The following is a 26,996-nucleotide window of genomic DNA, read 5'->3' as shown; positions in this document are numbered from 1 at the left end:
GACTGACCTTTGGCTTCGGTAGGGAGGAGGCTACCACTCTCTTCTGATTAGATCCATCAGTTCATTGCGATCTAAAATCCACTGGGCACGTTCATCCTTTTCATAGGTACGATTGGACAGAAAGATTGCAGCTTTCTGCTCCGCCCGATTGTACATGATAAAAGTACCCGTATAGCCAGTATGATCCAGCCATTCTCCCTCCAAATTCCAAGCTAGACTGCGCGTCTTGCCCAGCTCTGAAGCAAAGTTTTGGCTCAATTCCTCTGCAAATTCATCCTGCAAATAATGCTCTAAAAAGATCTGCAAATCCTCAAGTCTTGAAAAAAGCCCGGCACTCCCAGCATGCTGGCCTAAGACACGCGCTTTGGGATCATGAACCAGCCCTGCTTCAACGCCACGAACAGTCGGCACCGCAGAAGCTACTGGTCCAAAGCTAGTTTTCTGCATTGCCCACGGCTGAAAAATCTTGTCTTCAAATAAGCGGTCCAAAGCTTCCCCGTACAGCTCCTCCAGCATAAAGCCCAGCAGGAGAAAGTTGACATCTGTATAATGGAAGGTTTTGTCATCCAGCACTGTCAAGCTATTGAGAGCCGCCTTTAATTCTTGAGCATCGAGCCTATCCCTATTGGGAATAAAGGGATCGAGCCCAGAAGTATGGGTCAAAAGCTGGCGCAGGGTCACCCGATCATCATGAAAGGCTGGATAGTATTGCCGCAAAGGCGCATCTATATCCAAGTCACCAGTCTGAAACAAAAATGCCACCAAGGTTCCTACGCCGACCACCTTACTGACACTGGCCAGGTCATAAACTAGACCTGCTCGCGTTGCTGATTGATTGGCCGGGTCTGCCAAACCCAGATAAAAACTCTGCCAGCGTCCATCACGATAAAGAGACAAACTAACCCCAGGATAAAGCCCCACAGCAAGCTGCTGATCTACCTTTTCTAAAATCCGCTGGGTCATAGTTGCTCAAACCATAGTTCAATATTACTTTGGTCTTGGCTGACTAAGAATTTTTTAGATTTAGGTACAAAAAACTCCTGTGTCGCAAAAACCGATGACAATTTTTCCACATCAAAGTCTGTCACCAAACATTTGAGCATAGCCAAATCCCAAGTTTTCGTATTATCAGCTGTCAAGTCTTCTCCTTGGGCTTCCTGCACATCTAGGAAATCCAAGACATTGCTCACTGGCTGATAGAAAGCCTTGATAGCCTGTAAATCTGGGACACGAAGCTCAATCTTTTCCACATCAAATTGACTCAAGCCAATAAAATCGTCCTGCACTTCAAATGCAGGAGTTTCTTGGACTGGTTGCAGACAAGTCACCTTCTCTTCCGCATGGAGCAAGATACGATCACCTTCTGGGGAAGTCGCTTCAAAAGCATAACCTTTTTCCCCACGATATAAACTGTCAACTTCAATCCCTCGAGCCAGCAAAGCCTCAATTTCTGACGCTTTTGCCACCTTGATCACTAAGCGAGCCAATTTCTTTGCTCCTTTAACTCGACGAGAGCGCATGCTTGGAGATTCTTCTAAAATCAATCTTTCTGTTTTGGTTTGATCGCCCAAAGACAACTGGGCTCCTTCTTCCAGTAGGGATTTCATCCCCAAGGTTTTACTATAGAAATCTTGATTTAGGTTCCGATTATTTACTTTTATTACTGGAACGATTCTTGCAACATGATTTACACTCATAACTTCCTCCAAACCATTTTATTGTAATAGATTTTCATATTTTTGACAAGAAATTATGCGCAAACCAACAATTTTCAGAACATTTCCACTATCCTAATCAAACAAGTCAAAAAGTATAAAATAAATGGTAATCCCCCGCTACTCAAAGGCTGACAAAAAAGACCGAGATTCCTCTCAGTCTTTTGATAAATATTATCCGTAAATTGCTTTAAACAAAGCTACTGCTGTGATACCTGCAAGAATTGGTGCCACAACTGGTACCCAAGAATACCACCATTTTGAATCACCCTTGTGTTCACCAAGGATTGATTTTGGCAAGATAAAGTGCAGGATACGAGGTCCAAGGTCACGGGCTGGGTTAAGACCTGGTCCAGTAGGGCCTCCAAGTGAAGTTACCAAGGCCATAACAAGGAAACCAAGCGCCAAGTGAGCAACAGCAGATGAGCCATTTGTTGCTTGTGCAAATGTATTGTGAATAAGACTTTGAACATCTGATTCTGCTACTTTTTGACCTGCTTGAGCTGCTTGAAGAGCTTGTTGTTGTACATTCTTCTCGATAAGAACCTTCAATTCCGCACCGAAGTGAAGTTTAGTCATGCCCATCGCTGCAAAGAAAAGAACAAATGAACCAACAAACTCATTGATAAAGCCATTGATTGTTGCTGCTTTACGAGATTCAGCTGTTCCATGATCTAGACTTGAAATGGTTGAGAAAGTACCCAAGATATTATTTGGATTTTCTGTTTTCAAGTAGTAAGGACGGTGTGTCGCTACGACCAAAGCCTGTCCGAAGATAGCACCCAAAACTTGAGCAATAATATAAGGAGCTACCTGAGCCCATGGGAAGTAACCGCTAATCGCAAGTCCTAAAGTGAAGGCAGGGTTGATGTGGTTACCTGAGGTATTTCCAAACATCAGAGCTGGAATCATAACCCCCATACCGTAACCAACGGCAATGACTAACCAGCCACTTTGATGACCTTTAGTTCCTTTTAATTCAACATTGGCAACAGCACCATTCCCCAAAATGATAAGGATGGCTGTCCCTAAAAATTCCGTGGCATATTTAATAGCCCAACTGAAATCCATCTAATTTCTCCTTTAAAATTTTTTAGACAATCTATATTTTATCAAGTATAATGGATAATGTAAAGGTCATTTTAAACAAAAATAAGAAAAAGAGGGAAAAATATGCGCTTCAATCAGTATAGTTATCACAAGACAAATCCAGACACCATGCGCCAAGAATTAGCCGAATTGGGCTTCATCTATGAGCCGCACCTTTCTGACAAAGACAATCTCCAAAGCTTTCTACGACGCTGTTTCTTTCTCTATCAGGATACCGACTACTTACTTCGAGCTTGGGTCGCTGATAGCGAAACTGACTTGTTGACCTTCTTCGAGTCAGACCGTGAACTGACGGCTGAGGTCTTCTACATGACTGCCTTTCAGCTCTTGGATTTTGCGCCTTTTGTTGATTTTACCGATCTTGAGAAATTCCGAACAGAAAGCAACTTTCCTATCGTTTACGGCGATCTGCTAGAAAACCTCTATCAGTTGCTCAACACTCGAACAAAAAATGGCAATCTGCTGGTTGATAAGCTGGTCAGCGAGGGATTGATTCCTGAGGACAATACCTACCACTACTTCAACGGCAAGAGCTTGGCAACTTTTACCAGCTACGATGCCATCCGCGAGGTCGTTTATGTGGAAAGCCGAGTTGATACTGATGGAGACGGCCTGCCAGATCTAGTCAAGGTTAGCATTATCCGTCCTCGTTACCAAGGGCAAATCCCTGCCGTCATGACCGCTTCTCCCTATCATCAGGGAACCAACGATCCGGCTAGCGACAAGGCTCTCCACAATATGAATGTAGACTTGGCAAAAAAAGAGCCTCATCAAATCACAGTACAAGATCCTAAGCTCAAATCGCTCCAACTGGACGCGCCAGCTCCAGCCCAAGAAGTCTCTGAAGCTGAGGAAAAATTGGGGCATATCGGTACCTACACGCTCAATGACTACTTGCTACCCCGCGGCTTTGCCAATCTCTATGTCTCTGGCGTGGGAACTAAAGACTCTGAAGGCCTGATGACTAGCGGTGACTATAAGCAGATTGAGGCTTATAAGAACGTCATAGACTGGCTCAACGGCCGCTGCCGAGCCTTCACTGACCACACGCGCCAGCGGGAAATCAAGGCTACTTGGTCCAACGGAAAAGTGGCTACGACCGGTATCTCCTATCTGGGAACCATGTCCAATGGGTTGGCGACAACTGGTGTAGATGGTCTGGAGGTCATCATTGCCGAAGCTGGTATTTCTTCTTGGTACAACTACTACCGCGAAAATGGCCTCGTAACAAGTCCTGGCGGCTACCCAGGAGAGGATTTTGAATCCTTGACCGAATTGACTTACTCCCGCAACCTGAGGGCTGGTGACTACCTGCGCCACAACGACGCTTATCAGCAAAGTCTAGAGCAACAGCGCAAAGACTTAGACCGACAAATCGGAGACTACAATCAATTTTGGCATGATCGCAACTACCTGCTCCATGCAGATAAGGTCAAGGCCGAAGTCGTCTTCACACATGGTTCTCAGGACTGGAATGTCAAGCCCCTTCATGTCTATAATATGTTCCGAGCTCTGCCAGCTCACATCAAAAAACACCTCTTTTTCCATAACGGTGCCCATGTTTACATGAACAACTGGCAGTCCATTGACTTCCGCGAAGCCATGAATGCCCTTTTATCTAAAAAATTACTTGGGCATGCTTCAGACTTCGAGCTGCCATCAGTCATCTGGCAGGACAACAGCCAAGCTCAAAATTGGCTGACTTTAGAAGACTTTGGTGGACAGAAGAACTACGCTCATTTCCATCTAGGTAAAGGCTCTCAAGAGATTCAAAATCAGTATTCAGAAGAAGATTACAATCGTTTTGCTAAAAACTACCAAAGCTTTAAAAACGAACTCTTTGATGGCAAGGTCAACCAGATTACTCTGGATTGGACTTTGGAAGACGACCTCTTCCTCAACGGAGCCACCCAGCTCAAACTGCACCTTAAATCCAGCACGGACAAGGGGCTGATTTCTGCCCAGCTACTGGACTTTGGACCAGCCAAACGCCTCACTCCGATTCCGACACCGCTTGAGCCTCGAGTCATGGACAATGGCCGCTACTATATGCTGGACAATCTGCTGGAGTTGCCTTTTGCTGAAACACCTCACCGTGTCATCACCAAAGGTTTCCTCAACCTGCAAAATCGGACAGACTTGCTGACGGTCGAAGAAGTTGCCCCTGACCAATGGATGGAATGTAGCTTTGAGCTGCAACCAACCATCTACAAGATGAAAAAAGGCGACCAGCTGCGCCTCGTCCTCTACACCACTGACTTCGAACACACCGTCCGTGATAAGACCGATTATCAGTTGACGGTAGATTTAGGGCAATCTAGTCTAGACTTGCCGACCATGGCATCACTTTCATAAAACCTAAAAGACGCTGAAATTCAGCGCCTTTTTCTTCTACTGTACATTGAAATATTTTTCTGCATATTTTTTATAATCTGGCTTTTCCTTGCGGTTCATAGCAAAGAGCATACTGCCTGTGAGATAATCCTCGTCTGAATCAGGAATTAGCATAATAGCAACATTTTTATCTTTCTCAGGAAAGACGATAGAAAATATTTTGCCATTATCTTTCCGAGTCAGGCCATAATAACTCACCCCATTTTTAAAACCAACAGCATTTTGAGTATACTTATACTCTTCTTCGTTGACAATGATAGTCTTGTCTTTTATTTCAATGGTCGTTTGTTCACCTCTAACATCCTGAACATTCCATTTCCCCTGAATTTTAGGGCTGCCACTACAGCCGATTAAGATGAAGAGGGATGAGAGCACTACCAACAGCAAACCTTTTATCTTCTTATTTTTCAAGTTATCTTCTCCTCGGTATATAGTTTCATGACTATACTACTATAAATGCTAAATCTTTGTCAAACCTTCTAGAAATGTTCTCCTTGCCACTTTCCCAAAAAATGATATAATTGAAGAGTGAAGATTACTAAGGGACTCAGCCCTTGCGAGAGAAAGGAAAGAAAATCTTATGATGAATATGCAAAACATGATGAAGCAAGCCCAAAAACTTAAAAAAGATATGGACATTGCTCAAGCAGAATTAGCCGCAACTGAATTTGTTGGAAAATCTAGCCAAGATTTAGTTGTAGCAACTCTTACTGGTGATAAAAAGGTTGTCAAAATTGACTTTCAGCCTGCTATCGTAGATCCAGAAGATACAGAAACTCTGTCTGATTTGACTAGCCAAGCTATCAATGCTGCTATCGATCAAATCAACGAAGTAGCTAAACAAAAACTCAGTGCTTTCCAAAGTGGACTTTCTTTCTAATTCTGTTAAGCCCCTATAACAATCAACTCCCAAAAAGATGCTTCATTCATCCTTTCGGGAGTTTTTTTGCGCAAAAAATTGGAGAAAAGATCTAAGCATTTTCTCCAATATAAATCTTCTTAATGTCTAAAATGTCTCACGCCTGTGAAGACCATGGTCAGGCCATATTTGTCAGCCGCTTCGATAGACTCTTGGTCACGGACAGAGCCACCCGGCTGGATAATCGCCTTGATTCCTGCCTTAGCGATTTCTTCCACGTTATCCGCAAATGGGAAGAAGGCATCCGAAGCAAGAACGGCACCGTCCAGACGATCCTTGGCTTGGTCAATGGCGATACGAACAGAGGCCACACGGTTAGTTTGACCCGGGCCAACACCAAGTGTCATGTGGTCGTTGGTCACGATGATACCGTTTGATTTGACGTATTTGATGGCCTTCCAAGCGAATTCAAGAGCTGTTGCCTCTGTCTCATTCGGTTGGCGCTTGGTCACCACTTGCCAGTCAGCTGGGCTTTCCTTGACAACGTCTTGGTTTTGCACGAGGAGTCCACCGACCACGCCTGTGTATTCTGCTTCCACTTCGCTGGCTTCTTGTGCGTCAAATGGCAAGGCAAGGATGCGCAAGTTTTTCTTTTTGTTGGTCAAAATGGCTAGCGCTTCATCCGTATAACTTGGCGCGATGATGATTTCAAGGAAAACACCGTGCATCTTCTCAGCTGTCGCAGCATCTACCTCACGGTTGAGGACGACAATGCCACCAAAGATTGATACTGGGTCAGATTCATAAGCGTAGTCCCAAGCGGTTTCGATGTCATCAGCTTGACCAATTCCACATGGATTCATATGTTTCAATGCTACAACGGTTGGACGGTCTTTAAAATCACGGATAATACGGATAGCTGCATCTGCATCGCGGATATTGTTGAAGGACAATTCCTTACCGTTGAGCTGTTTTGCCGATGCAATCGAGTAGGCAGTCGGCAAAGCTTTTTGGTAGAAGTCCGCATCCTGCTGAGGATTTTCCCCATAACGCATGGCTTGTTTGAGGTCGTAGGTCAAAGTGAGCTTCTCAGGTTTACTTTCCCCCACTTGAGCTGTGAAGTATTCTGCAATCAAGGCATCATAAGCCGCAGTGTGACGGAAAACCTTGGCTGCCAAACGTTGACGCGTTTCGTAAGTCGTTTGGCCATTGGCTGACAACTCTTCCAAAACCAAAGCATAGTCTGCAGGATCTACCACAACCGTCACGCTGGCATGGTTTTTAGCTGCAGAGCGCAACATAGACGGCCCTCCGATATCGATGTTTTCCACCGCATCTACATAAGTCACATCTGGTTTGAGAATCGTTTCCTTGAAAGGATAGAGATTGACCACCACAAGGTCGATGAGCTCGATCTGATTGTCCTTGGCTGCTTCTAGATGACTATCCAAGTCACGACGAGCGAGGAGTCCTCCGTGGATATTTGGGTGAAGAGTCTTGACACGGCCGTCCATCATTTCTGGAAAACCAGTCACATCATCGATCGCAATGGTCTCCACCCCAGCATTATCAAGGGCAACCTTGGTCCCACCCGTCGAGATAATATCCCAACCGATTTTTTTGAGTTCTTGGGCAAATTCAACAATGCCCGCTTTATCTGAGACGCTGATTAAGGCGCGTTTAGTCATGTTATTTCCTTTCATTGTATCAAGAGGTGCTTTCACATCATTTAAACTAAAGACTGGCGATCATAGTCTGTAAGCTGATCTCCAAGTTCTTGCAACAATTTCCTAACCTCCAGCTTACTTGTTTCACTTTCATAAATACTTCGCAGTTCGGCGTCTGTTGCACCAATTAAGGTTACAAATTCCACTTTTCCATGCGGAGTATCTAGAGTCTTAGCTAAATCATCAGCAGCAGTCAAGAAGCCTGTCAAATTAGATTTCTGTTGGGCATCAATTCCTACCGTTTGCTTGGTATAGATGTATTCTTCTGGCAAAACCACTTTACCCGTTTTAAAAATATATCTTGCCACATACTGTAGCAAACCACAGCCATTTTTAATTTCTTCTTCGTCATTATTTGATTTCTTTAACTTAAAGGTTAATTCAATCCCATAACCACTGTATTCAAGATCTTCGCTTTCTTTGGTATATAATTCTGACAAACCATAACTCACAAAATGCCAAAAATCTCCTGAATCGTAAACACTGATGCCATCAAGTGGATCTGGACCGCCTAGCATATACTTGATAACTGTTCCATAATGAAGAGGACTGGGCTGATCAGGGTATAAACGATTAAATTCTGCATCAATCGCTTCCCATCCTGGAGCGCTATCATCTGTATTTTCAACTTTAATAACAATCTTGTCCTTATCTTTAGTCGGCGTCTCTTCGCTAGAAGGTTTTTTCTTAAAAAAATCAAACAACCCCATAAATTTCTCCTTAGCAGATGACTTTTAATCCTTGCCACAAAATCAGCTATAATTTCCTTCTTATTTTCGTGCAACTCCCAAGCTATCCAACACTTCCGGATACAACTTATACTCTGCTTCATGAATGCGAGCTTCAAAGCTTTCGATGGTATCATCAGCCAAACGCGGCACGCGCACCTGTTTGATAACCTTACCTGTGTCCACACCCGAGTCCACCCAGTGAATGGTCACGCCGCTCTCAGCAACACCAGCATTCCAAGCGTCCTCAATCCCATGAGCTCCTGGAAATTCAGGCAAGTAAGCTGGATGAATGTTGATGATTCGGCCTTCATAAGCTGCCAACAAGGTGGGGCCAACGATTTTCATATAGCCTGCTAGGCAAACCAAGTCAATCTGGTGTTCTTCCAATAGTTCGACAAGGGCTGCTTCGTAGTCTGCCTTGTTCTCGAACTCCTTGAGTTCAAAAGCATAAGACAGAACGCCAAGCTTGTCTGCACGCTCGAGCACATAGGCGTCACGATGGTCTGAAAAGACAAACTCCACCGGAAATTCTTCGGCAACCACCTGAAAATTTGAGCCATTACCAGAGGCAAAAACCGCTATTTTTTTCATTTGATGATGACACTTTCGTTTTCTTTCTTGACGATGCGACCAATTTCATAGACTGGTTCATCCAGCAATTCCTTGACGCGACCTACATTTTCAGGGCTAACTGCCAACATGAGTCCCACACCCATATTGAAGATTTCAAACATTTCCTCATGCTTGATTTCGCCGTATTTTTCAAGAGCTTTGAAAATCGGAAGCACTGGGACTTTGTCTTCTTCAATTTCCGCAGCTAGGTCATCTGCAAACATACGAGGGACATTTTCGATAAAGCCGCCACCTGTGATGTGGGCAATCCCGTTGACCAACCCTTCTTTGATGAGTGGCAAGACAGCCTTGACATAGATACGAGTCGGCTCAAGAAGGACTTCCTTGAGTTTTTTGCCTTCCAATTCTGGCAAAACTTCTTCGCCTGTGTAGTCAGCAAAAACACGACGCACGAGCGAGTAACCATTTGAGTGGATCCCACTTGAAGCAAGTCCGAGAAGAATATCACCTTCAGCTACTTTTGAACCGTCTATGATTTGAGATTTTTCAGCCACACCGACCGCAAATCCAGCCAAGTCATAGTCATCTTCGCCGTACATACCAGGCATTTCAGCCGTCTCCCCACCGATGAGGGCAGCACCAGCCTGCACACAACCTTCTGCTACACCAGCGACGACTTGTTCTAGTTTAGCTGGTTCATTCTTCCCTGTTGCCACATAGTCGAGGAAATAGAGGGGCTCCGCACCTGCAGCAATGATGTCGTTGACACACATGGCCACACAGTCCTGACCGATGGTATCGTGCTTGGCGTATTTGATCGCCAGCATGAGCTTGGTTCCGACACCGTCAGTCCCTGAGATCAAAACAGGCTCTTTGACACCTGTTTTTGAGAGGTCAAACATGCCACCAAAGCCACCCAGAGCCCCCATGACACCTGCACGCTCCGTACGAGCCACGTGCTTTTTAATCCGTTGAACAACTTCATAACCCGCTTCAACATCCACACCCGATTGAGCGTACGCATTTTTATTTGTCATTTTTTAATCCTTTTCTTTTTTTGAGAAAGACTGCGACGTATTTTTAGATAAACAATTATTTTATCTAAAAATACTAGTCAGGGCTCTAGCTTTGATCCCATAGGAGAAAGCGTCTACTGACAAATGCTTTAGCTTTTAGTCAGTAGTGAGACTTGGCGCATAAGCATTCTTATTTGTCATCTTTTCTCCTCTTCCTTTCCTTTAATGGAGAGCCTTCATCCGCCTATTTGTAAAAACTGGTCTTTTCTTCCAAACTTCTACGATAGTCTTCTTCATAGTCGTAGAGAGGTGTTGGGTAGTCACCGTCAAAGTAAGCGACACAGAGACCGCCATTTGGCGCATCTGTTTCGATGCCGATAGAATTAATCAAGCCATCAATCGAAAGATAGGTCAGGCTATCCGCACCAATGATTTGACGAGTTTCCTCGACCGTATGATTGGCCGCAATCAGCTCCTGACGCGTCTGGATATCAATCCCGTAAAAACATGGATAAGCTAGCGCTGGACTGCCAATAGCAACGTGAACTTCAGAAGCCCCCGCTTCTTTCAAAAGCTGAACGATACGGCGAGAGGTTGTCCCACGAACAATGGAATCATCAATCATCACCACACGTTTGCCTTTGACAACGCCCGAAACAGCAGACAGTTTCATCCGCACCCCTTGCTCCCGCAATTCTTGAGTCGGTTGAATAAAGGTACGTTGCGTGTATTGGTTTTTGATGAGACCCATTTCATTTGGCAGACCGGACTCCTCTGCAAAGCCCATAGCTGCACTGAGGGAAGAATTGGGTACACCGACCACGATATCCGCCTCATGCTCAAATTCACGCGCCAGCTGAGCTCCCATACGTTTGCGCGCTGTATGGACATTGACACCATGGATATTAGAGTCAGGACGGGCAAAGTAGATATACTCCATAGAGCAGATCGCCAACTGGGTATCATCTGTATAGCTATCATACTGGATGCCCTTATCATCAATGATCACAATCTCTCCAGGCTTCAAATCGCGAATCCACTCGGCACCAATGACTTCAAAAGCACAGGTTTCTGACGAAACGACCACCGCTCCGTTTGCCATTTTCCCAATAGAAAGTGGACGGAAGCCATTAGGATCAAGCGCCGCAATCAACTTGTCCTCAAACAGCAAGATATAAGCAAAGCCACCTTTGACAAGACTGAGCGCCTCCTTTATTTTACCCATCAAGTTCGGATTGTGACTCCGACGAATGAGATGAGCCAAGATTTCTGAATCGGAAGTTGAACTGAAAATAGCACCTCTTTGTTCCAATTCTTTCTTGAGCGATTCGGCATTGGTCAGATTTCCATTATGGGCCAAGCCAAACTGCATATCATGAAAGCGAAAAATGAAAGGCTGGATGTTATCTACAGAAGCTTCTCCTGCGGTCGCATAACGCACATGACCGATGGCAGCAGTTCCTGTCAGTTTATCCAATTTGGTAGGATTTTTGAAAACTTCTGATAGAAGTCCCATATCACGATGGCGCTTCAATTGCCCCTGATCATTGGAGAGGATTCCAGCCCCCTCCTGACCACGGTGCTGAAGACTGTGGAGCCCAAAATAGGTCATTTTAGCAGCATCTGGATGTCCCCAAATACCGAAAACACCACATTCTTCATTAAGAGATTTTACTTCGTATGTCATTTTTTATACCTTTTATTTCCCTGTGAAATAACGCACAGCTGACGCGAACAGGTGCTGGTCTTTATTTCCTGGGATGTTTCGGAAAAGACCGTCTTCATAACGTTCTGAGTGTCCCATTTTACCAATGATTTGGCCGTTCTTGCTGGTAATTCCTTCGATGGCATTGACAGAACCGTTCGGATTGTACTTAGAGTCCATGCTTGGTTTGCCGTCAAAGTCAACATATTGGCTGAAGATTTGGCCATTGTCACGGAGCTCCGCAAATTCCTCAGCTGTCACGACAAACTTCCCTTCACCGTGCGATACTGGGATGGCATGGATATCGCCCACTTGCACTCCGGCAAGCCACGGTGAATTTGTATTAGAAATCCGAGTTTCCACCATCTTGGCCACGTGTTGGTTGGCATCATTGTAAAAGAGGGTTGGGCTAGTACTTTTAGCATCTTCAAAGTTTCCGTATGGAAGAAGACCTGATTTGACCAAGGCCTGGAATCCATTACAGATACCGATAATCAAGCCACCACGAGCGATAAAGCTATCAATGGCTACACGCACTTTTTCATTTAACAGGATATTGACGATAAACTTAGCTGAACCATCTGGCTCGTCCGCAGCTGAGAATCCACCTGCAAAGAAGAGGATGTTAGCCTTGCCGATGTTGTCAACCATAGTTTCAACTGACTTGACAATGGCTTCTTCATTGAGTGTCACGAATGGTACCAAGTTAACCTCTGCACCCTCTTTTTCAAAAGCCTTGGCTGAGTCATATTCTGAGTTGGTACCTGGGAAGACTGGGATGTAAACCACAGGTTTTTCAATAGTTTCTTTAGCTTTGATGACTGCCTTAGAAGCGACAGCTGGCACTTCTGCCAATTCTTTAGCTTGGGCAAATTCGGTAGGATAGACTGCTTCCAATGTCCCTTGGAAAGCATTATCGAGTTTGTCTCCATCTAACTTCACGCCGTTGACAAGGAGAGCAAAGTCTGCGCTCGTTTGACCAATTTTTTCCACTCCAACGATTTCTTCAGGAGATGTGAAAATAAATCCGCCCAATTGAGCTGTCAAGGCAGTTTCAAGTTCAGGCAAGATCACCTCTGCACCGATATGGTTCCCAAAAGTAGCAAGAGCCAAGCTTTCAAGCACACCGCCGTATTTAACAGCTGAAGCTGCCGTCACTTTGTGAGTTGCTTGGATGGCTTCAAATTGAGCAAAGTTTTTCTTGATTAAGTCAAAATCAATCTCTGCAGAGAGGGCTTGACCTGGAATGTAGTAGATATTTTCACCAGCAGCCTTGAACTCTGGAGAAAGCACCTTACGGCTATCCGCCGTTGTCACCCCAAAGGCAACCAAGGTTGGTGGTACGGTTAATTCCTCAAAGGTGCCAGACATAGAGTCCTTCCCACCAATAGATGGCAAGCCAAGTTGGATTTGTGCTTCGATAGAGCCTAGGAGAGCTGCTACTGGTTGACCAAAACGCTCAGCTTGTTTATCCATGCGCTCGAAATACTCTTGGTAAGAGAAACGAGCCTTGGACCAGTTGGCACCAGCAGCAACCAAACGAGCGGTTGCTTCGATAACCGCATAGGCCGCACCGTGGTATGGAGACCATTCTGCCACATAAGGGTTGAATCCTTGAGCCATGACTGACGCAGTGTGAGTTACACCGTGTTGAACTGGCAATTTTTGCACAGAAGCCTCAGTTGGTGTGAGTTGGTATCGACCGCCAAGTGGGTGATTGACCGTAGAACGACCAACCGAGCAGTCAAAGATAGTCTGCAAGCCTTTTTGACTCGCATGGTTGAGGTCAGATAGAACCGCAAGGGTATCAGCTTCAAGTGTGTCAGCGCTTGTTGTACGTTCTTCTGGGAGTTTGGTATCCTTGTCCACAACCTTGGCATCAACGACCACGCGCACACCGTTTGTATCAAGGAAACGACGTTCCAAGTCGACAATCGTTTCACCATTCCAGTGCATAACCAGATTTGGTTTTTCAGTCACTGTCGCAACCACAACAGCGTCAATATTTTCTTTGTTACATTCCGCAACGAAGGCATCTACGTCCTCAGGACGAACCACCACAGCCATCCGTTCTTGTGATTCAGAGATAGCAATTTCTGTACCGTTCAAGCCTTGGTATTTAAGAGGCACTTTATTAAGGTCAATTTCAAGACCGTCTGCCAATTCACCGATGGCCACACAGACACCGCCTGCTCCAAAGTCATTGGACTTCTTGATAAGACGAGTGACATCGCCATTACGGAAAAGACGTTGAATCTTGCGTTCTTCGATGGCATTCCCTTTTTGAACCTCAGCACCAGCCGTCTCTACAGACTCAACTGTTTGAACCTTAGAAGACCCTGTCGCACCACCAACACCATCACGCCCAGTCTTACCACCTAGCAAGATAATCACATCGCCCGCTTCAGGTTTTTCACGGACAACGTTTCCCTTAGGAGCTGCACCAACAACGGCACCAAGCTCCATGCGTTTGGCTACAAAGCCTGGGTGGAAGTATTCACGAACGTAAGTCGTCGCCAGACCAATTTGGTTCCCATATGAAGAATAACCATGAGCCGCTGTCTTCGAAATGACTTGTTGTGGCAATTTCCCAGCACGCGTTTCCGAAATCGGTGCTGTAATATCACCAGCACCCGAGATACGCATAGCTTGGTAAACGTAGGAACGGCCTGATAGCGGGTCACGAATGGCTCCACCGATACAGGTAGCCGCTCCACCAAATGGTTCAATTTCCGTTGGGTGATTGTGGGTTTCATTTTTGAACATGAGGAGCCAAGGTTCCTTGACACCATCAACGTCCACTTCGATTTCAACCGAGCAGGCATTGATTTCGTCAGACACTTCCATATCATCCAAACGACCATTAGCACGCTCATAACGACCAAAAATAGTCGCCATATCCATCAAGGTTTGTGGCTTTTCAGACCGACCTAGTTCCTCACGCATGGCAATATACTTGTCATAAGTCGCCTGCAATTGCTTTTGGAATTTCGATGCTGAGAGGTCGATACTTTTCAACTCGGTCTCAAAAGTTGTGTGACGACAGTGGTCAGACCAATAAGTGTCCAAAACCTTGAGCTCTGTCTCAGTTGGCACGCGCCCGATTGACTTGAAGTAGTCTTGGATAAAGAGCAAATCGTCCACTTCCATGGCCATCCCTTGTTCGGCCTTGTAGCGGGCAAAGTCTTCTGCCGTATAGCTTTCAAAGAAAGTCAATTTCGGAATGGTCTTGTCTGACTCTGAAAATTCCTGCTTGGCAATCCCTGTCGTGATGTCCTTGAAACGAGAATCAACTGGATTGAGCAAGTAGTTCTTGACCGCTTCCAACTCAGTCGCATCAATATCTTTATTGACCAAGTAAAGTTGGGCTGTATTGACTGTCACATCACTAGAGCTTCCAAGCAGAAGCAAGGCTTCTTGAGAGGAAGCTGCACGTTGATCAAACTGCCCTGGCAGGCTTTCAATGGCAAAGAAAGCATAGTTGGCAAGATCCGCCTGCACAGCCGCTTCGTCCAAGACATGGTCTGTCACCTGCTCAGAGAAGATGTGTTTCTCTGCAGGTGCGAACAAGTCCTCTGCCAAATCAAAGACATCATAAACCTGCACAATGCGAATACTTTTTAAAGTTGAAAGTCCCAAGTTATGCTGGAGTTCTCTTACCAAACTCTCTGATTTGACCTGAAAATCAGCCTTTTTCTCAACAAAAATACGTTTATCCATCAATTCTTATTCCTTTATTTCAGCTCTTGCAATGTTCCCAAACAGCCTTTAGGTTGTTATTTCAACCCCTGCAACTTTTCCCAAACAACTTCGTAAACGTCTGTCAATTCACCCAAGCCACGGCGGAAAACATCCTTGTCCATGTGCTTGCCATCCGCGTCCCACAAGCGGCAGTTGTCTGGTGAAAATTCGTCTGCCAAGATAATCGTGCCATCCTTGTCAAAACCGAACTCTAGCTTAAAGTCAATCAATTTAAGACCAATCTCAGCAAACCAAGCTTTCAAGAACTCATTGATACGGCGCGTTTCTTCCTTCAAGTAAGCAATCTGCTGGTCATCTGCAATTTTAAGGAATTTCACATGTTCATCATTGATAAAAGGATCATCCAAATCATCATTTTTATAGTAAAATTCGACAATCGGAGTCTCAAATGCGATACCTTCTTCTACGCCAAAACGTTTTGAAAATGAACCAGCTGTGTAGTTGCGGAGCACAACTTCCAAAGGAATGATATCAACTTTTTTATTGAGCTGATCTGTATCTGAGATTTTCTCGATAAAATGCGTTGCTACACCGGCAGCATTCAACTTTTCAAAGATAAAGGCTGAAATCTGATTATTCAAAACTCCCTTACCTGCAATTTGCTCCTTTTTGACACCGTTAAAAGCAGTCGCCTGATCCTTGTAGCGGGACAAAATCACCTGCTCATCTTCTGTCGCAAAAATATCCTTTGCTTTTCCCGAATATAACAACTTGTTTGACATTTTATTATTCGCCTTTCGTGTTTTTGTGCTTTAAGTGTATCACTTTTAAATATATTTTACAAGTTTTTTCCCGTACATTCTGGATACAAAAGCATGAAAAAGATTGGAGATACAACAGTTAAAAACTGAAAATATCTTGTTTCCATACAAAAACAGGACTTTTTCAAGCCCTGTTCTAGAATTCATTAATATAAGTCCAAATAATTATCAATTTCCCATTGGGAAACGAAGGTCGCATAGCTAGCCCATTCAATCCGCTTGGCTTCAACAAAGCTAGTATAGATATGGTTGCCCAAAGCTGCCTTGACGACCTCATCTTCAGTTAAAGCCTTAAGGGCATTATGGAGAGTAGATGGCAGGTCTGTAATACCAGCTTCCTTGCGCTCCTCAGCTGTCATCACATAGATATTTTCCTCGATTGGAGCTGGTGCTTCGATTTTATTTTCCACTCCATGCAGTCCGACTTCTAGGAGCACTGCCATAGCAATATAAGGATTAGCCATCGGGTCTACTGAACGCAACTCCAAGCGAGTTCCCATACCACGTGATGCTGGTACTCGAACCAAAGGTGAGCGATTTTGCCCAGCCCAAGCGATATAAACTGGTGCTTCAAAGCCAGGCACCAAACGTTTATAAGAGTTGACCGTCGGATTCATGATAGCTGTATAGTTATAGGCGTGCTTAATCAAACCGCCCAAGAAATAATAGGCTGTCTCAGACAACTGCATTCCTTTTGGATCCTCTGGATCATAAAATGCATTATTTCCATCTTGGTCAAAGAGGGACATATTGCAGTGCATACCAGAACCAGCAATACCAAACTTGGGCTTAGCCATGAAAGTCGCATAGAGGCCGTGCTTACGAGCGATGGTCTTCACCACCAATTTGAAAATCTGAATCTTATCACAAGCGCGAAGCACTTCATCATACTTAAAGTCAATCTCGTGCTGACCAACTGCTACCTCGTGGTGACTCGCTTCTACTTCAAATCCCATCTTAGTCAAAACATTGACAATTTCTCGACGAGTATTGTCTGCCAAGTCTGTCGGCGCCAAGTCAAAATAGCCACCCTTGTCATTCACTTCCAGTGTCGGATCGCCATTTTCATCCAATTTGAAAAGGAAAAATTCTGGCTCAGGACCAAGATTGAAAGACTTGAAGCCCAATGCTTCCATATGTTTGAGAGCTCGCTTTAGATTACTACGAGGATCTCCTGCAAAGGGAACATGTTCTGTCGTATAAACATCACAGATCAAGCCTGCTACACTGCCATTTTCATCTCCCCAAGGAAAAACTGTCCAAGTATCCAAATCAGGATAAAGATACATGTCAGATTCATTAATCCGAACAAATCCCTCGATAGACGAACCGTCAAACATAGCCTTATTTGATAAGACCTTTTCAAGCTGCTCATCCGTTGCTGGAATTTCAACGTTTTTCATGGTTCCCAAAATATCAGAGAACATCAGACGGATGAAAGTGACGTTTTTTTCTTTTACTTCGCGACGAATATCAGCTGCTGTAATGGGCATGGGTAACTCCTTATAGTTTTAAAAAATAGTTTATGGTCGACGCATGTGACCAAAGGTTGGCAGAGAAGAGCCAAAACGACCTTGCTGTAAAATATCATTGTGGAGAGCCCGACGGACTTCCTTTTCACTAATCGTTTTGTGGGATTTAGCTTCACGTTCAGCATATTTCTTTTTAATAGCAGCGATATTATAGCCTTCAGAAATATAATCCTTAATTTCCAAAAGTCGGTCCATATCATTCAGAGAATACATTCGACGATTGCCCTCATTCCGAAGGGGAGTAATGAGGCTTTGCTCCTCATAATATCGAATCTGACGGGCAGATAAGTCCGTCAACTTCATAACGCTACCTATGGGAAAGACTGCCATATTTCGGCGAAACTCTTTTTCCTTCATTTTTTTCCTCTCTATGCACTATTATAACTAATTTTTTTTGTATGTCAACAATCAATGTGAGATTTTCTTACACATTTAATTTATAGACTTAAAGAAATTCTTAATTCTATCCACATCCGAATTTACCACTATTGCAACAAAGACACCCATAAAGGTTTCAAAAACCCTAGCAAAAACGTATAAAATAGTATCTTCCGGACTAATGGAGAGAGTGATAATCAGCATGGCTGAAACACCACCAATCACCCCAGCCTTATTGTTCATAGCAACATTGGTCATGATCGTCAGCATCGTACAGATTGGCACAAATACCAAGGTCACCCAAAATTGCCCATTCAATAAATTTCCCAACAGATAGAATAGCAAGGCATAAAAGCCCCCGACACTATTTCCTAAAATACGAGAAGTTCCGAAATGAACACTTTTATCAAAATCCTCTCGCAGGCTAAACACCGCTGTCAAAGCCCCAATTTGGAGCCCCTTCCAGCCAAACATGCCAAAAATGAGTAGGACAATAAAGACTGCTATCCCTGTTTTCATCGTCCTCATGCCCAAGCGGAATTTTGATTTATCGAATTTATACTTACTAAAATAGCTCATGACTTTTCCCTTTTAAAAGTAAACTACCTCTATTCTAACATATTTTCTAACAAAAAGGCTCTGTCCATCCAGTTTATTGTTTGTATCCTACAAGAATGCATAGCCAGCTTCTACTGTATTTCTAACTACATTCCCCATTATTGATTACTCGCTAGGAAAATAGAAGCCAAAAATCCATTTCCTCAGAAGCCTACGCGTACAAAAGAAAAAGAGTTGGTCTCCCAACTCTTTCCGTTTCAAAGATTATTTTTCTGTCAAAGCTGCAAGCCCTGGAAGAACTTTACCTTCAAGGAGTTCCATTGAGGCACCGCCACCTCGTCACAAATACCTCCACTAACACAAAAAGGTGACATAGCCACCTTTTTGTTAACGTTTCAGTTTTGTTCCTTTTTCTACAAAATCAGGATTTTGTAGAGACTAACGGGCTGAAATTATTTTTCTGTAAGTGCAGCCAAACCTGGCAATACTTTACCTTCAAGAAGCTCCATAGAAGCGCCTCCGCCCGTACTAATCCATGAGAACTTGTCTGCACGACCAAGGTTGATGGCTGCGGCAGCTGAGTCACCACCACCGATGATTGATTTCACGCCTGGTTGTTTCACAATAGCGTCCATGACACCGATTGTACCAGCTTGGAAGTCTGGGTTTTCAAATACACCCATTGGTCCGTTCCATACAACTGTTTTCGCACCAGTCAAGGCTTCGTCGAATTTAGCGATAGATTTAGGACCGATATCCAAACCAAGGAAGCCTGGATCTACTGCTTCACCTTCAGTATCTTTCACTTCAGTGTAGTCAGCAAATGCGTTTGCTTCTTTTGAGTCAACTGGCAAGATCAATTTGCCGTTTGCTTTTTCAAGAAGAGCTTTTGCAACATCCAATTTATCTTCTTCTACAAGTGAGTTACCGATTTCGATACCTTGCGCTTTGTAGAATGTGTAAGTCATCCCACCACCGATAAGAACTTTATCAGCTTTTTCAAGCAAGTTTTCGATAACACCGATCTTGTCTGAAACTTTTGAACCACCAAGGATCGCTACGAATGGACGTTCTGGAGCTTCAACTGCTTCTTGGATGTAGGCAATTTCGTTTTCAAGAAGGAATCCAGCAACAGCTTTTTCAACGTTTGCTGAGATACCAACGTTAGATGCGTGTGCACGGTGAGCTGTACCGAATGCATCGTTTACGAAGATACCATCTCCAAGTGATGCCCAGTATTTACCAAGTTCAGGATCGTTTTTAGATTCTTTCTTGCCGTCAACATCTTCAAAACGAGTGTTTTCAACCAAGAGAACTTGTCCATCTTCAAGAGCGTTAACAGCTGCTTCCAGTTCAGCACCACGTGTAACACCTGGGATAAATTTAACTTCTTGGCCCAATTTAGCAGCCAAGTCAGCAGCTACAGGAGCAAGTGATTTACCTTCTTTGTCAGCTTCTTCTTTTACACGTCCAAGGTGAGAGAAGAGGATTGCACGTCCACCTTGTTCAAGGATGTACTTGATAGTTGGAAGTGCTGCAGTGATACGGTTGTCGTTAGTAATCACGCCATCTTTTACAGGAACGTTGAAATCAACACGAACGAGAACTTTTTTCCCTTTCAAGTCAACGTCTTTAACAGTCAATTTTGCCATTAGATATGACTCCTTCTTTTTTTATACGTGTTAATTATATCACAAAATCTACAAAAGTGATAGCAAAAATTCATGGCTTTTCCTTTTCTCCAATCAAAGATAGATGAAAGACTACACGATTCACATTTTTCTGATAAATGCTAATGATGTTACATGAGAAAGTTGATTTCCAATAGCCATTCCTTCAAACTGTTCTGCAAAACAAAAAGAGATCCATTCGGATCTCTTCTTCATACAATTGAATTATTTAGCGATTTTTGCGAAGTATTCAAGAGTACGTACAAGTTGTGCAGTGTATGACATTTCGTTGTCGTACCATGATACAACTTTAACCAATTGTTTGCCGTCAACGTCAAGAACTTTAGTTTGAGTTGCGTCGAACAATGAACCGTAAGACATACCTACGATATCTGAAGATACGATTGGATCTTCTGTGTAACCGTATGATTCATTAGCTGCTGCTTTCATAGCTGCATTTACTTCATCAACAGTAACGTTCTTTTCAAGAACTGCTACCAACTCAGTAACTGATCCAGTTGGAGTTGGAACGCGTTGTGCAGAACCATCAAGTTTACCATTCAATTCTGGGATTACAAGACCGATAGCCTTAGCAGCACCAGTTGAGTTAGGAACGATGTTAGCAGCACCAGCGCGAGCACGACGAAGGTCACCACCACGGTGTGGTCCGTCAAGGATCATTTGGTCACCAGTGTAAGCGTGGATAGTAGTCATCAATCCTTCTACAACACCGAAGTTGTCTTGAAGTGCTTTAGCCATTGGAGCCAAACAGTTTGTAGTACATGAAGCACCTGAGATAACTGTTTCAGTACCATCAAGAACGTCGTGGTTAGTGTTAAATACGATTGTTTTAACATCGTTTCCACCAGGAGCAGTAATAACAACTTTCTTAGCTCCACCTTTAAGGTGTTTTTCAGCAGCGTCTTTCTTAGCAAAGAAACCAGTTGCTTCAAGAACGATTTCTACACCGTCAGTAGCCCAATCAATTTGTTCTGGGTCACGTTCAGCAGAAACTTTAACGAATTTACCGTTAACTTCGAATCCACCTTCTTTAACTTCAACAGTACCATCGAAACGACCTTGAGTTGTGTCGTATTTCAACAAGTGTGCAAGCATAACTGGATCTGTAAGGTCGTTGATGCGAGTAACTTCAACACCTTCTACGTTTTGGATACGACGGAAAGCAAGACGACCGATACGACCGAAACCGTTAATACCAACTTTAACTACCATTAGTGATTTCCTCCTTATGAAAATCAAAAAAAATTTTATGTGAAAAGAGTAACTTGAATCACTACAAATCACCTTTCAACATATCTATTATATACCTTATTGAGCAAAATTGCAACTGATTTCATTATTATTAACAAGTAACAAATTTTCTTTCATGTATTTTCGATATTTTTCATAAATTTGATATTTCGATTCCAAAAAGAAAAAACGCCCGCTAGAAGCGAGCGTCATATAGTGAATTATTCACCACGGTGTTTCTTAATGATTTCTTCTTGTACTGACTTAGGTACATCTTCGTAGTGGTCAAATACCATCATGAAAGTACCACGTCCTTGTGTTGCAGAACGAAGAACAGTCGCATAACCAAACATTTCAGCAAGTGGAACATAAGCACGAACGATTTGGCTGCTACCATGTGCTTCCATACCGTCAACACGTCCACGACGAGCTGTTACGTGACCCATAACATCACCAAGATTTTCTTCAGGAACAGTGATGGTTACAAGCATCATTGGCTCAAGGATAGCTGGTTGTGCAGTCTTAGCAGCTTCTTTCAAAGCAAGTGAAGCCGCAACCTTGAAGGCTGTTTCAGATGAGTCGACATCGTGGTATGAACCATCGTAAAGTTTAGCTTTCACGTCAACGATTGGGTAGCCAGCAAGGACACCATTCGCCATTGACTCAATCAAACCTTTTTCAACCGCTGGGATGAATTCACGAGGAACCACACCACCGACGATAGCATTTTCAAACTCGAAGCCTTTTCCTTCTTCGTTTGGAGTAAATTCAATCCATACATCACCGAATTGACCTTTACCACCAGACTGGCGTTTGAAGAATCCACGTGCTTGAGTAGAAGCGCGGAATGTTTCACGGTAAGATACTTGAGGAGCACCTACGTTTGCTTCAACCTTGAACTCACGACGCATACGGTCAACAAGGACATCCAAGTGAAGCTCACCCATACCAGAGATAACTGTTTCACCAGTTTCAACGTTTGTTTCAACGCGGAATGTTGGATCTTCTTCAGCCAATTTTTGAAGGGCAATACCCATCTTGTCTTGGTCTGCTTTAGATTTTGGTTCAACCATCAATTGGATCACTGGTTCTGGAACGTTGATTGACTCAAGGATGATTTTAGCTTTTTCATCTGTCAATGAGTCACCAGTTGTAGTATCTTTCAAACCAATAGCAGCTGCAATATCCCCAGCATAAACGGTTTCGATTTCTTGACGACTATTGGCATGCAATTGCACAAGACGTCCGATACGTTCACGTTTACCTTTAGAAGTGTTCATTACGTAAGAACCAGATTGAAGTACACCTGAGTAAACACGGAAGAATGTCAAACGACCTACGAATGGGTCAGTCATGATCTTGAAGGCAAGAGCTGCAAATGGCTCTTCGTCAGATGCTGGACGAGTTTCTTCTTCGTCTGTATCTGGGTTGATACCTTTGATCGCTGGGATGTCTAGTGGGCTTGGAAGGTAGTCAATAACCGCATCAAGCATCAATTGAACACCTTTGTTCTTGAAGGCAGAACCACACAATACTGGGAAGAATTCAACGTTGATAGTTGCTTTACGGATAGCAGCTTTCAATTCTTCGTTAGTGATTTCTTCACCTTCAAGGTATTTCATCATCAATTCTTCATCAGTTTCAGCAACTGCTTCCACCAATTTTTCACGATATTCTTGAGCTTGGTCAAGGTACTCAGCTGGAATATCTTCTTCAAGGATATCTGTACCAAGGTCGTTAGTATAGATTTCAGCTTTCATCTTGATCAAGTCAATGATACCACGGAAGTCATCTTCAGCACCGATTGGCAATTGAATTGGGTGTGCGTTTGCTTGAAGACGATCGTGAAGTGTGCTTACTGAGTAAAGGAAGTCAGCACCGATTTTGTCCATTTTGTTGGCAAATACGATACGTGGAACTCCGTACTCAGTTGCTTGACGCCAAACTGTTTCAGTTTGAGGCTCAACACCTGATTGTGAGTCAAGAACGGTAACCGCACCATCCAATACACGAAGAGAGCGTTGTACTTCGATTGTGAAGTCCACGTGTCCTGGTGTGTCGATAATGTTTACGCGGTGGTTGTTCCATTGAGCTGTTGTCGCAGCAGATGTGATAGTGATACCACGTTCTTGCTCTTGCTCCATCCAGTCCATTTGTGACGCACCTTCGTGAGTTTCACCGATTTTGTGGATTTTACCAGTATAGTAAAGGATACGCTCAGTTGTAGTTGTCTTACCAGCATCGACGTGAGCCATGATACCGATATTACGAGTTTTTTCAAGTGAAAATTCGCGTGCCATGAGGTTAGTTTCTCCTATTTTTTTATTTTACAATCTATTATAACATTATTTAGAAAAAACGGATAGGCAGGACCTACCCGTTCTAAATGTTTATCTTGTTTTTTTGTTGGTTTCAACTTACAAGACGATCAGTTGAATTATAGCTAAAAATAATATTTTTAGCTAATTTGAACCCGAGCGAGGCCCTGCGCAAAAAAGACAAACTGCTTTGTGTTCTTCAAACACTGCATCAGTTTCCTATTTTTGCCTTGTGCCTTTAGCGCCCTTGGTATCATGATCTTACCAACGGAAGTGTGCGAAGGCACGGTTAGCTTCAGCCATACGGTGAGTATCTTCGCGTTTCTTAACTGCTGCACCAGTGTTGTTAGCAGCATCCATGATTTCTTTTGCAAGACGATCTTGCATAGTGTGTTCACCACGACCACGTGAAATTGTTACCAACCAACGAAGTCCAAGTGTAGTACGACGTTCTGGACGAACTTCAACCGGTACTTGGTAGTTTGAACCACCGACACGGCGTGCACGTACTTCAAGAACAGGCATGATGTTTTCCATCGCTGTTTCAAATACTTCAAGTGCATCATTTCCAGTAGCTTCTTTGATTTGCTCAAAAGCTCCGTAAACGATAGAAGCTGCTGTACCACGCTTACCATCAAGCATAACGCGGTTGATAAGACGAGTAACTAATTGTGAATTGTAAAGCGGATCTGGCAATACTTCGCGCTTAGGCGCACGGTTTTTACGACTCATTTATCTTTATCCCCTTTCTTTATGCTTTTGGACGCTTAGTACCGTATTTAGAACGGCCTTGCTTACGGTCAGTAACACCTGCTGTATCAAGTGCACCACGAACGATATGGTAACGTACCCCTGGAAGGTCTTTTACACGTCCACCACGAAGAAGCACCACGCTGTGCTCTTGCAAGTTGTGTCCGATACCTGGGATGTAAGCTGTAACTTCGATCAAGTTGCTCAAACGTACACGGGCAAATTTACGAAGGGCTGAGTTAGGCTTCTTAGGTGTCATAGTTCCGACACGAGTTGCAACACCACGTTTTTGTGGTGAAGATACGTTTGTTTGAACTTTTTTGTGGCTGTTGTAACCAACGTTCAAAGCTGGTGATTTAGATTTTTCTACTTTTGATTTACGCGGTTTGCGAACCAATTGGTTAATTGTAGGCATCTACATTCTCCTGTATTTTTTTAATTTTGGTGATGATACACTTGGTGACAGCTACCATCTGTGTGTACTTTTGCAACATTTGTCAGCACGTCTCTGTACACTTTTGAGAGACCAAAAGTAAAAAGTACCGTTTATCATTGTAACACAGAAGCATATCCTCGTCAATAGGTTTTCTTAATTTTTTACTTATTCTGATAATCTTTAATAAGCGTTTAAAATAAAAATATTTTACTACTAACAAACCAAAAAACTCTCAGAACATGCTTCATATTGCATGATTGAGAGTTCTTATTATTTTTATTATGATTCTTCTACTAGTAATCACTGTGTCGCTTAAGCTCCTGAGGAAGTTGAAGACGAGCTGGGAGAATGCTCCGAACTTGTAGCAGGGGCTGGACTGTGATTTTCCTGTGGTTGTGATGGTGTCTCACTTGAAACTGCGGGAGCTACATAGGCTGGTGAAGGCGTTGGAACAGGCTGCTGATCTGAATCAGGTTCAGAGGATTCCTCAGGTGTTTTCATTGCATCTTTTACGGCTTGAATTCGACCTTGGAACTTAGCTTTGGCTTCCTCATCTTTTACCTTATCAACCGCTGCTTGTGCTTGAGCTAAACTTTCATCGGTACGCTCTTCTTCTAATTTTTTAACAGCAGCTTCAGCATCCTGAATCGTATTATCTTCTGATGATGCTTGATTCGTAGAGCTAGCGTCGCTAGAGCTTGAACGTCTACTGTAACTAACGTTTTTAGTTGAGCCAGTATTCTTCTGAGCTGGTTTTAAAAATAAAAGACCAGAAATCAAGATAGCTGCTAAGATCAATATAATTCCAGAACGAACAAAAACAGAAATTCCCTCTAATTTATCAAAAATATTTCTCATAATTCTTTCCTAAAGTTAATCAAATATATTCCCAATCTCAACATCAATCGTATTTGATTTAACATCGATATTGGTCACCTTTAACAGTGATTTGTATTCTAGATGATCGCGATTGGCTTGCGCATTGTCTGCAAAGACCGCTACTCCTGCCAACTCCGAATCAAACTCAGACAGAAGACTAATCATCCCATTAACCGTTCCGCCTCCCTTTAGAAAGTCATCGACAATCAGCACTCGACTTCCAGCCTTTAGGCTACGTTTTGAGAGAAACATTTTCTCAATTCGATCTCCGCTAGAGCCAGAGACATAGTTGACACTGACCGTAGAGCCCTCAGTAATTTTCAAATCGCGACGGACAATGACAAAGGGAACATTCAAAACATTCGCGACAGCATTGGCCAAGGGAACCCCCTTAGTCGCCACTGTCATAACGGCATCAATCTTTTGATCTTTAAAAGCTTTGGCAATGATGCGACCGATATTATTGAGAATAGATGGCGTACTAAGCAAATCTGATAAGTAAATATAGCCGCCAGGCAGGATTCGATTGCTTTCAGACAGTTGATCGCGGAGGTCTTGAACGATAGCCTTGGCCTCCTTTTCTGAAATGGACGGAGTAAAGACGACACCTCCCCCAGCACCAGTAATTGTCTCAATCGTACCAATTTCGATTTCTTCAAAGGCACGTTTGATAATCACGATGTCTTCTGAAATGGAAGACTTGGCAGATTCATATTTCTCTGCAAATTTGTTTAAACTTGTTAATTGGTAAGGATGGTTAATCAAGTAATTGGAAATAACCACCATGCGCTCACTTCTTCTTAATTTCATTTTTTCACCAATTCGATTCCATCAAAATCAGCCACAAACTAATCTGAGAACGTAGCTCTTC

At 43.4% G+C, this 26,996-nt stretch carries 23 protein-coding genes; 2 read left to right on the top strand and 21 right to left on the bottom strand.

From position 1 onward, the window contains the following. Positions 1-30: 30 nt before the first annotated feature. The 3 genes from PAN94_RS01640 to gla all read right to left on the bottom strand — a co-directional run bounded on the left by PAN94_RS01640 (position 31) and on the right by gla (position 2,786). Positions 31-963, bottom strand: coding sequence for a serine hydrolase domain-containing protein (locus tag PAN94_RS01640; RefSeq protein ID WP_285874364.1), 933 nt, complete (start codon positions 961-963; stop codon positions 31-33). Further along, complete coding sequence (locus tag PAN94_RS01635) at positions 960-1,697, bottom strand: CppA N-terminal domain-containing protein (protein ID WP_285874363.1); 738 nt, start codon at positions 1,695-1,697, stop codon at positions 960-962. Before PAN94_RS01635 ends, PAN94_RS01640 begins: the two co-directional genes overlap by 4 nt. 192 nt (positions 1,698-1,889) lie before the next feature. After that, positions 1,890-2,786, bottom strand: a complete 897-nt coding sequence (gene gla, locus PAN94_RS01630) for an aquaglyceroporin Gla (protein WP_285874361.1) — start codon at positions 2,784-2,786, stop codon at positions 1,890-1,892. Positions 2,787-2,888: 102 nt separating this feature from the next. On the opposite strand from gla, the gene PAN94_RS01625 reads away from it, so the two are divergent. After that, complete coding sequence (locus tag PAN94_RS01625; protein WP_285874360.1) at positions 2,889-5,180, top strand: Xaa-Pro dipeptidyl-peptidase; 2,292 nt, start codon at positions 2,889-2,891, stop codon at positions 5,178-5,180. A 36-nt stretch (positions 5,181-5,216) separates the two neighbouring features. Here PAN94_RS01625 and PAN94_RS01620 read toward each other — a convergent pair whose 3' ends face one another. Continuing rightward, positions 5,217-5,630 (bottom strand): glycosyltransferase, encoded by a 414-nt coding sequence (locus PAN94_RS01620; protein WP_285874359.1) that lies wholly within the window; start codon positions 5,628-5,630, stop codon positions 5,217-5,219. A gap of 169 nt (positions 5,631-5,799) precedes the next feature. On the opposite strand from PAN94_RS01620, the gene PAN94_RS01615 reads away from it, so the two are divergent. Further along, on the top strand, positions 5,800-6,099 hold the full coding sequence (locus PAN94_RS01615; protein WP_285874358.1) for a YbaB/EbfC family nucleoid-associated protein: 300 nt from the start codon (positions 5,800-5,802) through the stop codon (positions 6,097-6,099). A 119-nt stretch (positions 6,100-6,218) separates the two neighbouring features. Here PAN94_RS01615 and purH read toward each other — a convergent pair whose 3' ends face one another. From purH to purR, 17 genes are all read right to left on the bottom strand, one after another. After that, positions 6,219-7,766 (bottom strand): bifunctional phosphoribosylaminoimidazolecarboxamide formyltransferase/IMP cyclohydrolase, encoded by a 1,548-nt coding sequence (gene purH, locus PAN94_RS01610; RefSeq protein ID WP_285874357.1) that lies wholly within the window; start codon positions 7,764-7,766, stop codon positions 6,219-6,221. 41 nt (positions 7,767-7,807) lie between these two features. Then, the gene (locus tag PAN94_RS01605; protein WP_285874356.1) at positions 7,808-8,515 is read right to left on the bottom strand and encodes a suppressor of fused domain protein; all 708 of its coding nucleotides are present in this window, start codon (positions 8,513-8,515) and stop codon (positions 7,808-7,810) included. 60 nt (positions 8,516-8,575) lie between these two features. Then, positions 8,576-9,127, bottom strand: a complete 552-nt coding sequence (gene purN, locus PAN94_RS01600) for a phosphoribosylglycinamide formyltransferase (protein WP_285874355.1) — start codon at positions 9,125-9,127, stop codon at positions 8,576-8,578. Next, entirely contained in the window at positions 9,124-10,146 is a 1,023-nt protein-coding gene (gene purM, locus PAN94_RS01595) for a phosphoribosylformylglycinamidine cyclo-ligase (protein ID WP_285874354.1), read from the bottom strand. Before purM ends, purN begins: the two co-directional genes overlap by 4 nt. A 223-nt stretch (positions 10,147-10,369) precedes the next feature. Further along, a complete protein-coding gene (gene purF / locus PAN94_RS01590) occupies positions 10,370-11,812 on the bottom strand; it encodes an amidophosphoribosyltransferase (protein ID WP_285874353.1) in 1,443 nt (480 codons plus the stop codon). Positions 11,813-11,824: 12 nt separating this feature from the next. Further along, positions 11,825-15,550: a phosphoribosylformylglycinamidine synthase gene (locus PAN94_RS01585; RefSeq protein ID WP_285874352.1), complete on the bottom strand. Its 3,726-nt coding sequence runs from the start codon at positions 15,548-15,550 to the stop codon at positions 11,825-11,827. Between the two features lie 56 nt (positions 15,551-15,606). Then, a complete protein-coding gene (gene purC / locus PAN94_RS01580) occupies positions 15,607-16,314 on the bottom strand; it encodes a phosphoribosylaminoimidazolesuccinocarboxamide synthase (RefSeq protein WP_285874351.1) in 708 nt (235 codons plus the stop codon). A gap of 185 nt (positions 16,315-16,499) precedes the next feature. Beyond that, a complete protein-coding gene (gene glnA, locus PAN94_RS01575) occupies positions 16,500-17,846 on the bottom strand; it encodes a type I glutamate--ammonia ligase (RefSeq protein ID WP_005591666.1) in 1,347 nt (448 codons plus the stop codon). Between the two features lie 30 nt (positions 17,847-17,876). Beyond that, a complete protein-coding gene (locus tag PAN94_RS01570) occupies positions 17,877-18,242 on the bottom strand; it encodes a MerR family transcriptional regulator (RefSeq protein ID WP_061908710.1) in 366 nt (121 codons plus the stop codon). A 75-nt stretch (positions 18,243-18,317) separates the two neighbouring features. Beyond that, positions 18,318-18,842, bottom strand: coding sequence for an FUSC family protein (locus PAN94_RS01565; protein ID WP_005591664.1), 525 nt, complete (start codon positions 18,840-18,842; stop codon positions 18,318-18,320). A 431-nt stretch (positions 18,843-19,273) separates the two neighbouring features. After that, on the bottom strand, positions 19,274-20,473 hold the full coding sequence (locus tag PAN94_RS01560; RefSeq protein ID WP_001096770.1) for a phosphoglycerate kinase: 1,200 nt from the start codon (positions 20,471-20,473) through the stop codon (positions 19,274-19,276). A gap of 243 nt (positions 20,474-20,716) precedes the next feature. Further along, positions 20,717-21,724, bottom strand: a complete 1,008-nt coding sequence (gene gap / locus PAN94_RS01555; RefSeq protein WP_005591661.1) for a type I glyceraldehyde-3-phosphate dehydrogenase — start codon at positions 21,722-21,724, stop codon at positions 20,717-20,719. 239 nt (positions 21,725-21,963) lie between these two features. Continuing rightward, positions 21,964-24,042 carry an elongation factor G gene (fusA, locus tag PAN94_RS01550; RefSeq protein ID WP_285874349.1) on the bottom strand — a complete coding sequence of 693 codons (2,079 nt, stop codon included), beginning with the start codon at positions 24,040-24,042 and terminating at the stop codon, positions 21,964-21,966. A 279-nt stretch (positions 24,043-24,321) separates the two neighbouring features. After that, the gene (gene rpsG / locus PAN94_RS01545) at positions 24,322-24,792 is read right to left on the bottom strand and encodes a 30S ribosomal protein S7 (RefSeq protein ID WP_005591659.1); all 471 of its coding nucleotides are present in this window, start codon (positions 24,790-24,792) and stop codon (positions 24,322-24,324) included. Between the two features lie 19 nt (positions 24,793-24,811). Beyond that, positions 24,812-25,225, bottom strand: coding sequence for a 30S ribosomal protein S12 (gene rpsL / locus PAN94_RS01540; protein ID WP_005591658.1), 414 nt, complete (start codon positions 25,223-25,225; stop codon positions 24,812-24,814). Positions 25,226-25,558: 333 nt separating this feature from the next. Further along, positions 25,559-26,104 (bottom strand): hypothetical protein, encoded by a 546-nt coding sequence (locus tag PAN94_RS01535; protein WP_285874348.1) that lies wholly within the window; start codon positions 26,102-26,104, stop codon positions 25,559-25,561. Between the two features lie 15 nt (positions 26,105-26,119). Further along, positions 26,120-26,935: a pur operon repressor gene (purR, locus tag PAN94_RS01530; RefSeq protein WP_285874346.1), complete on the bottom strand. Its 816-nt coding sequence runs from the start codon at positions 26,933-26,935 to the stop codon at positions 26,120-26,122. Positions 26,936-26,996: the final 61 nt, after the last annotated feature.

Origin of the sequence: Streptococcus sp. SC1, assembly GCF_030272855.1 — a bacterium.
Classification (GTDB): domain Bacteria; phylum Bacillota; class Bacilli; order Lactobacillales; family Streptococcaceae; genus Streptococcus.
The sequence above is the reverse complement of the archived record's forward strand: the minus strand, read 5'-3'. Positions and strand labels throughout refer to the sequence as shown.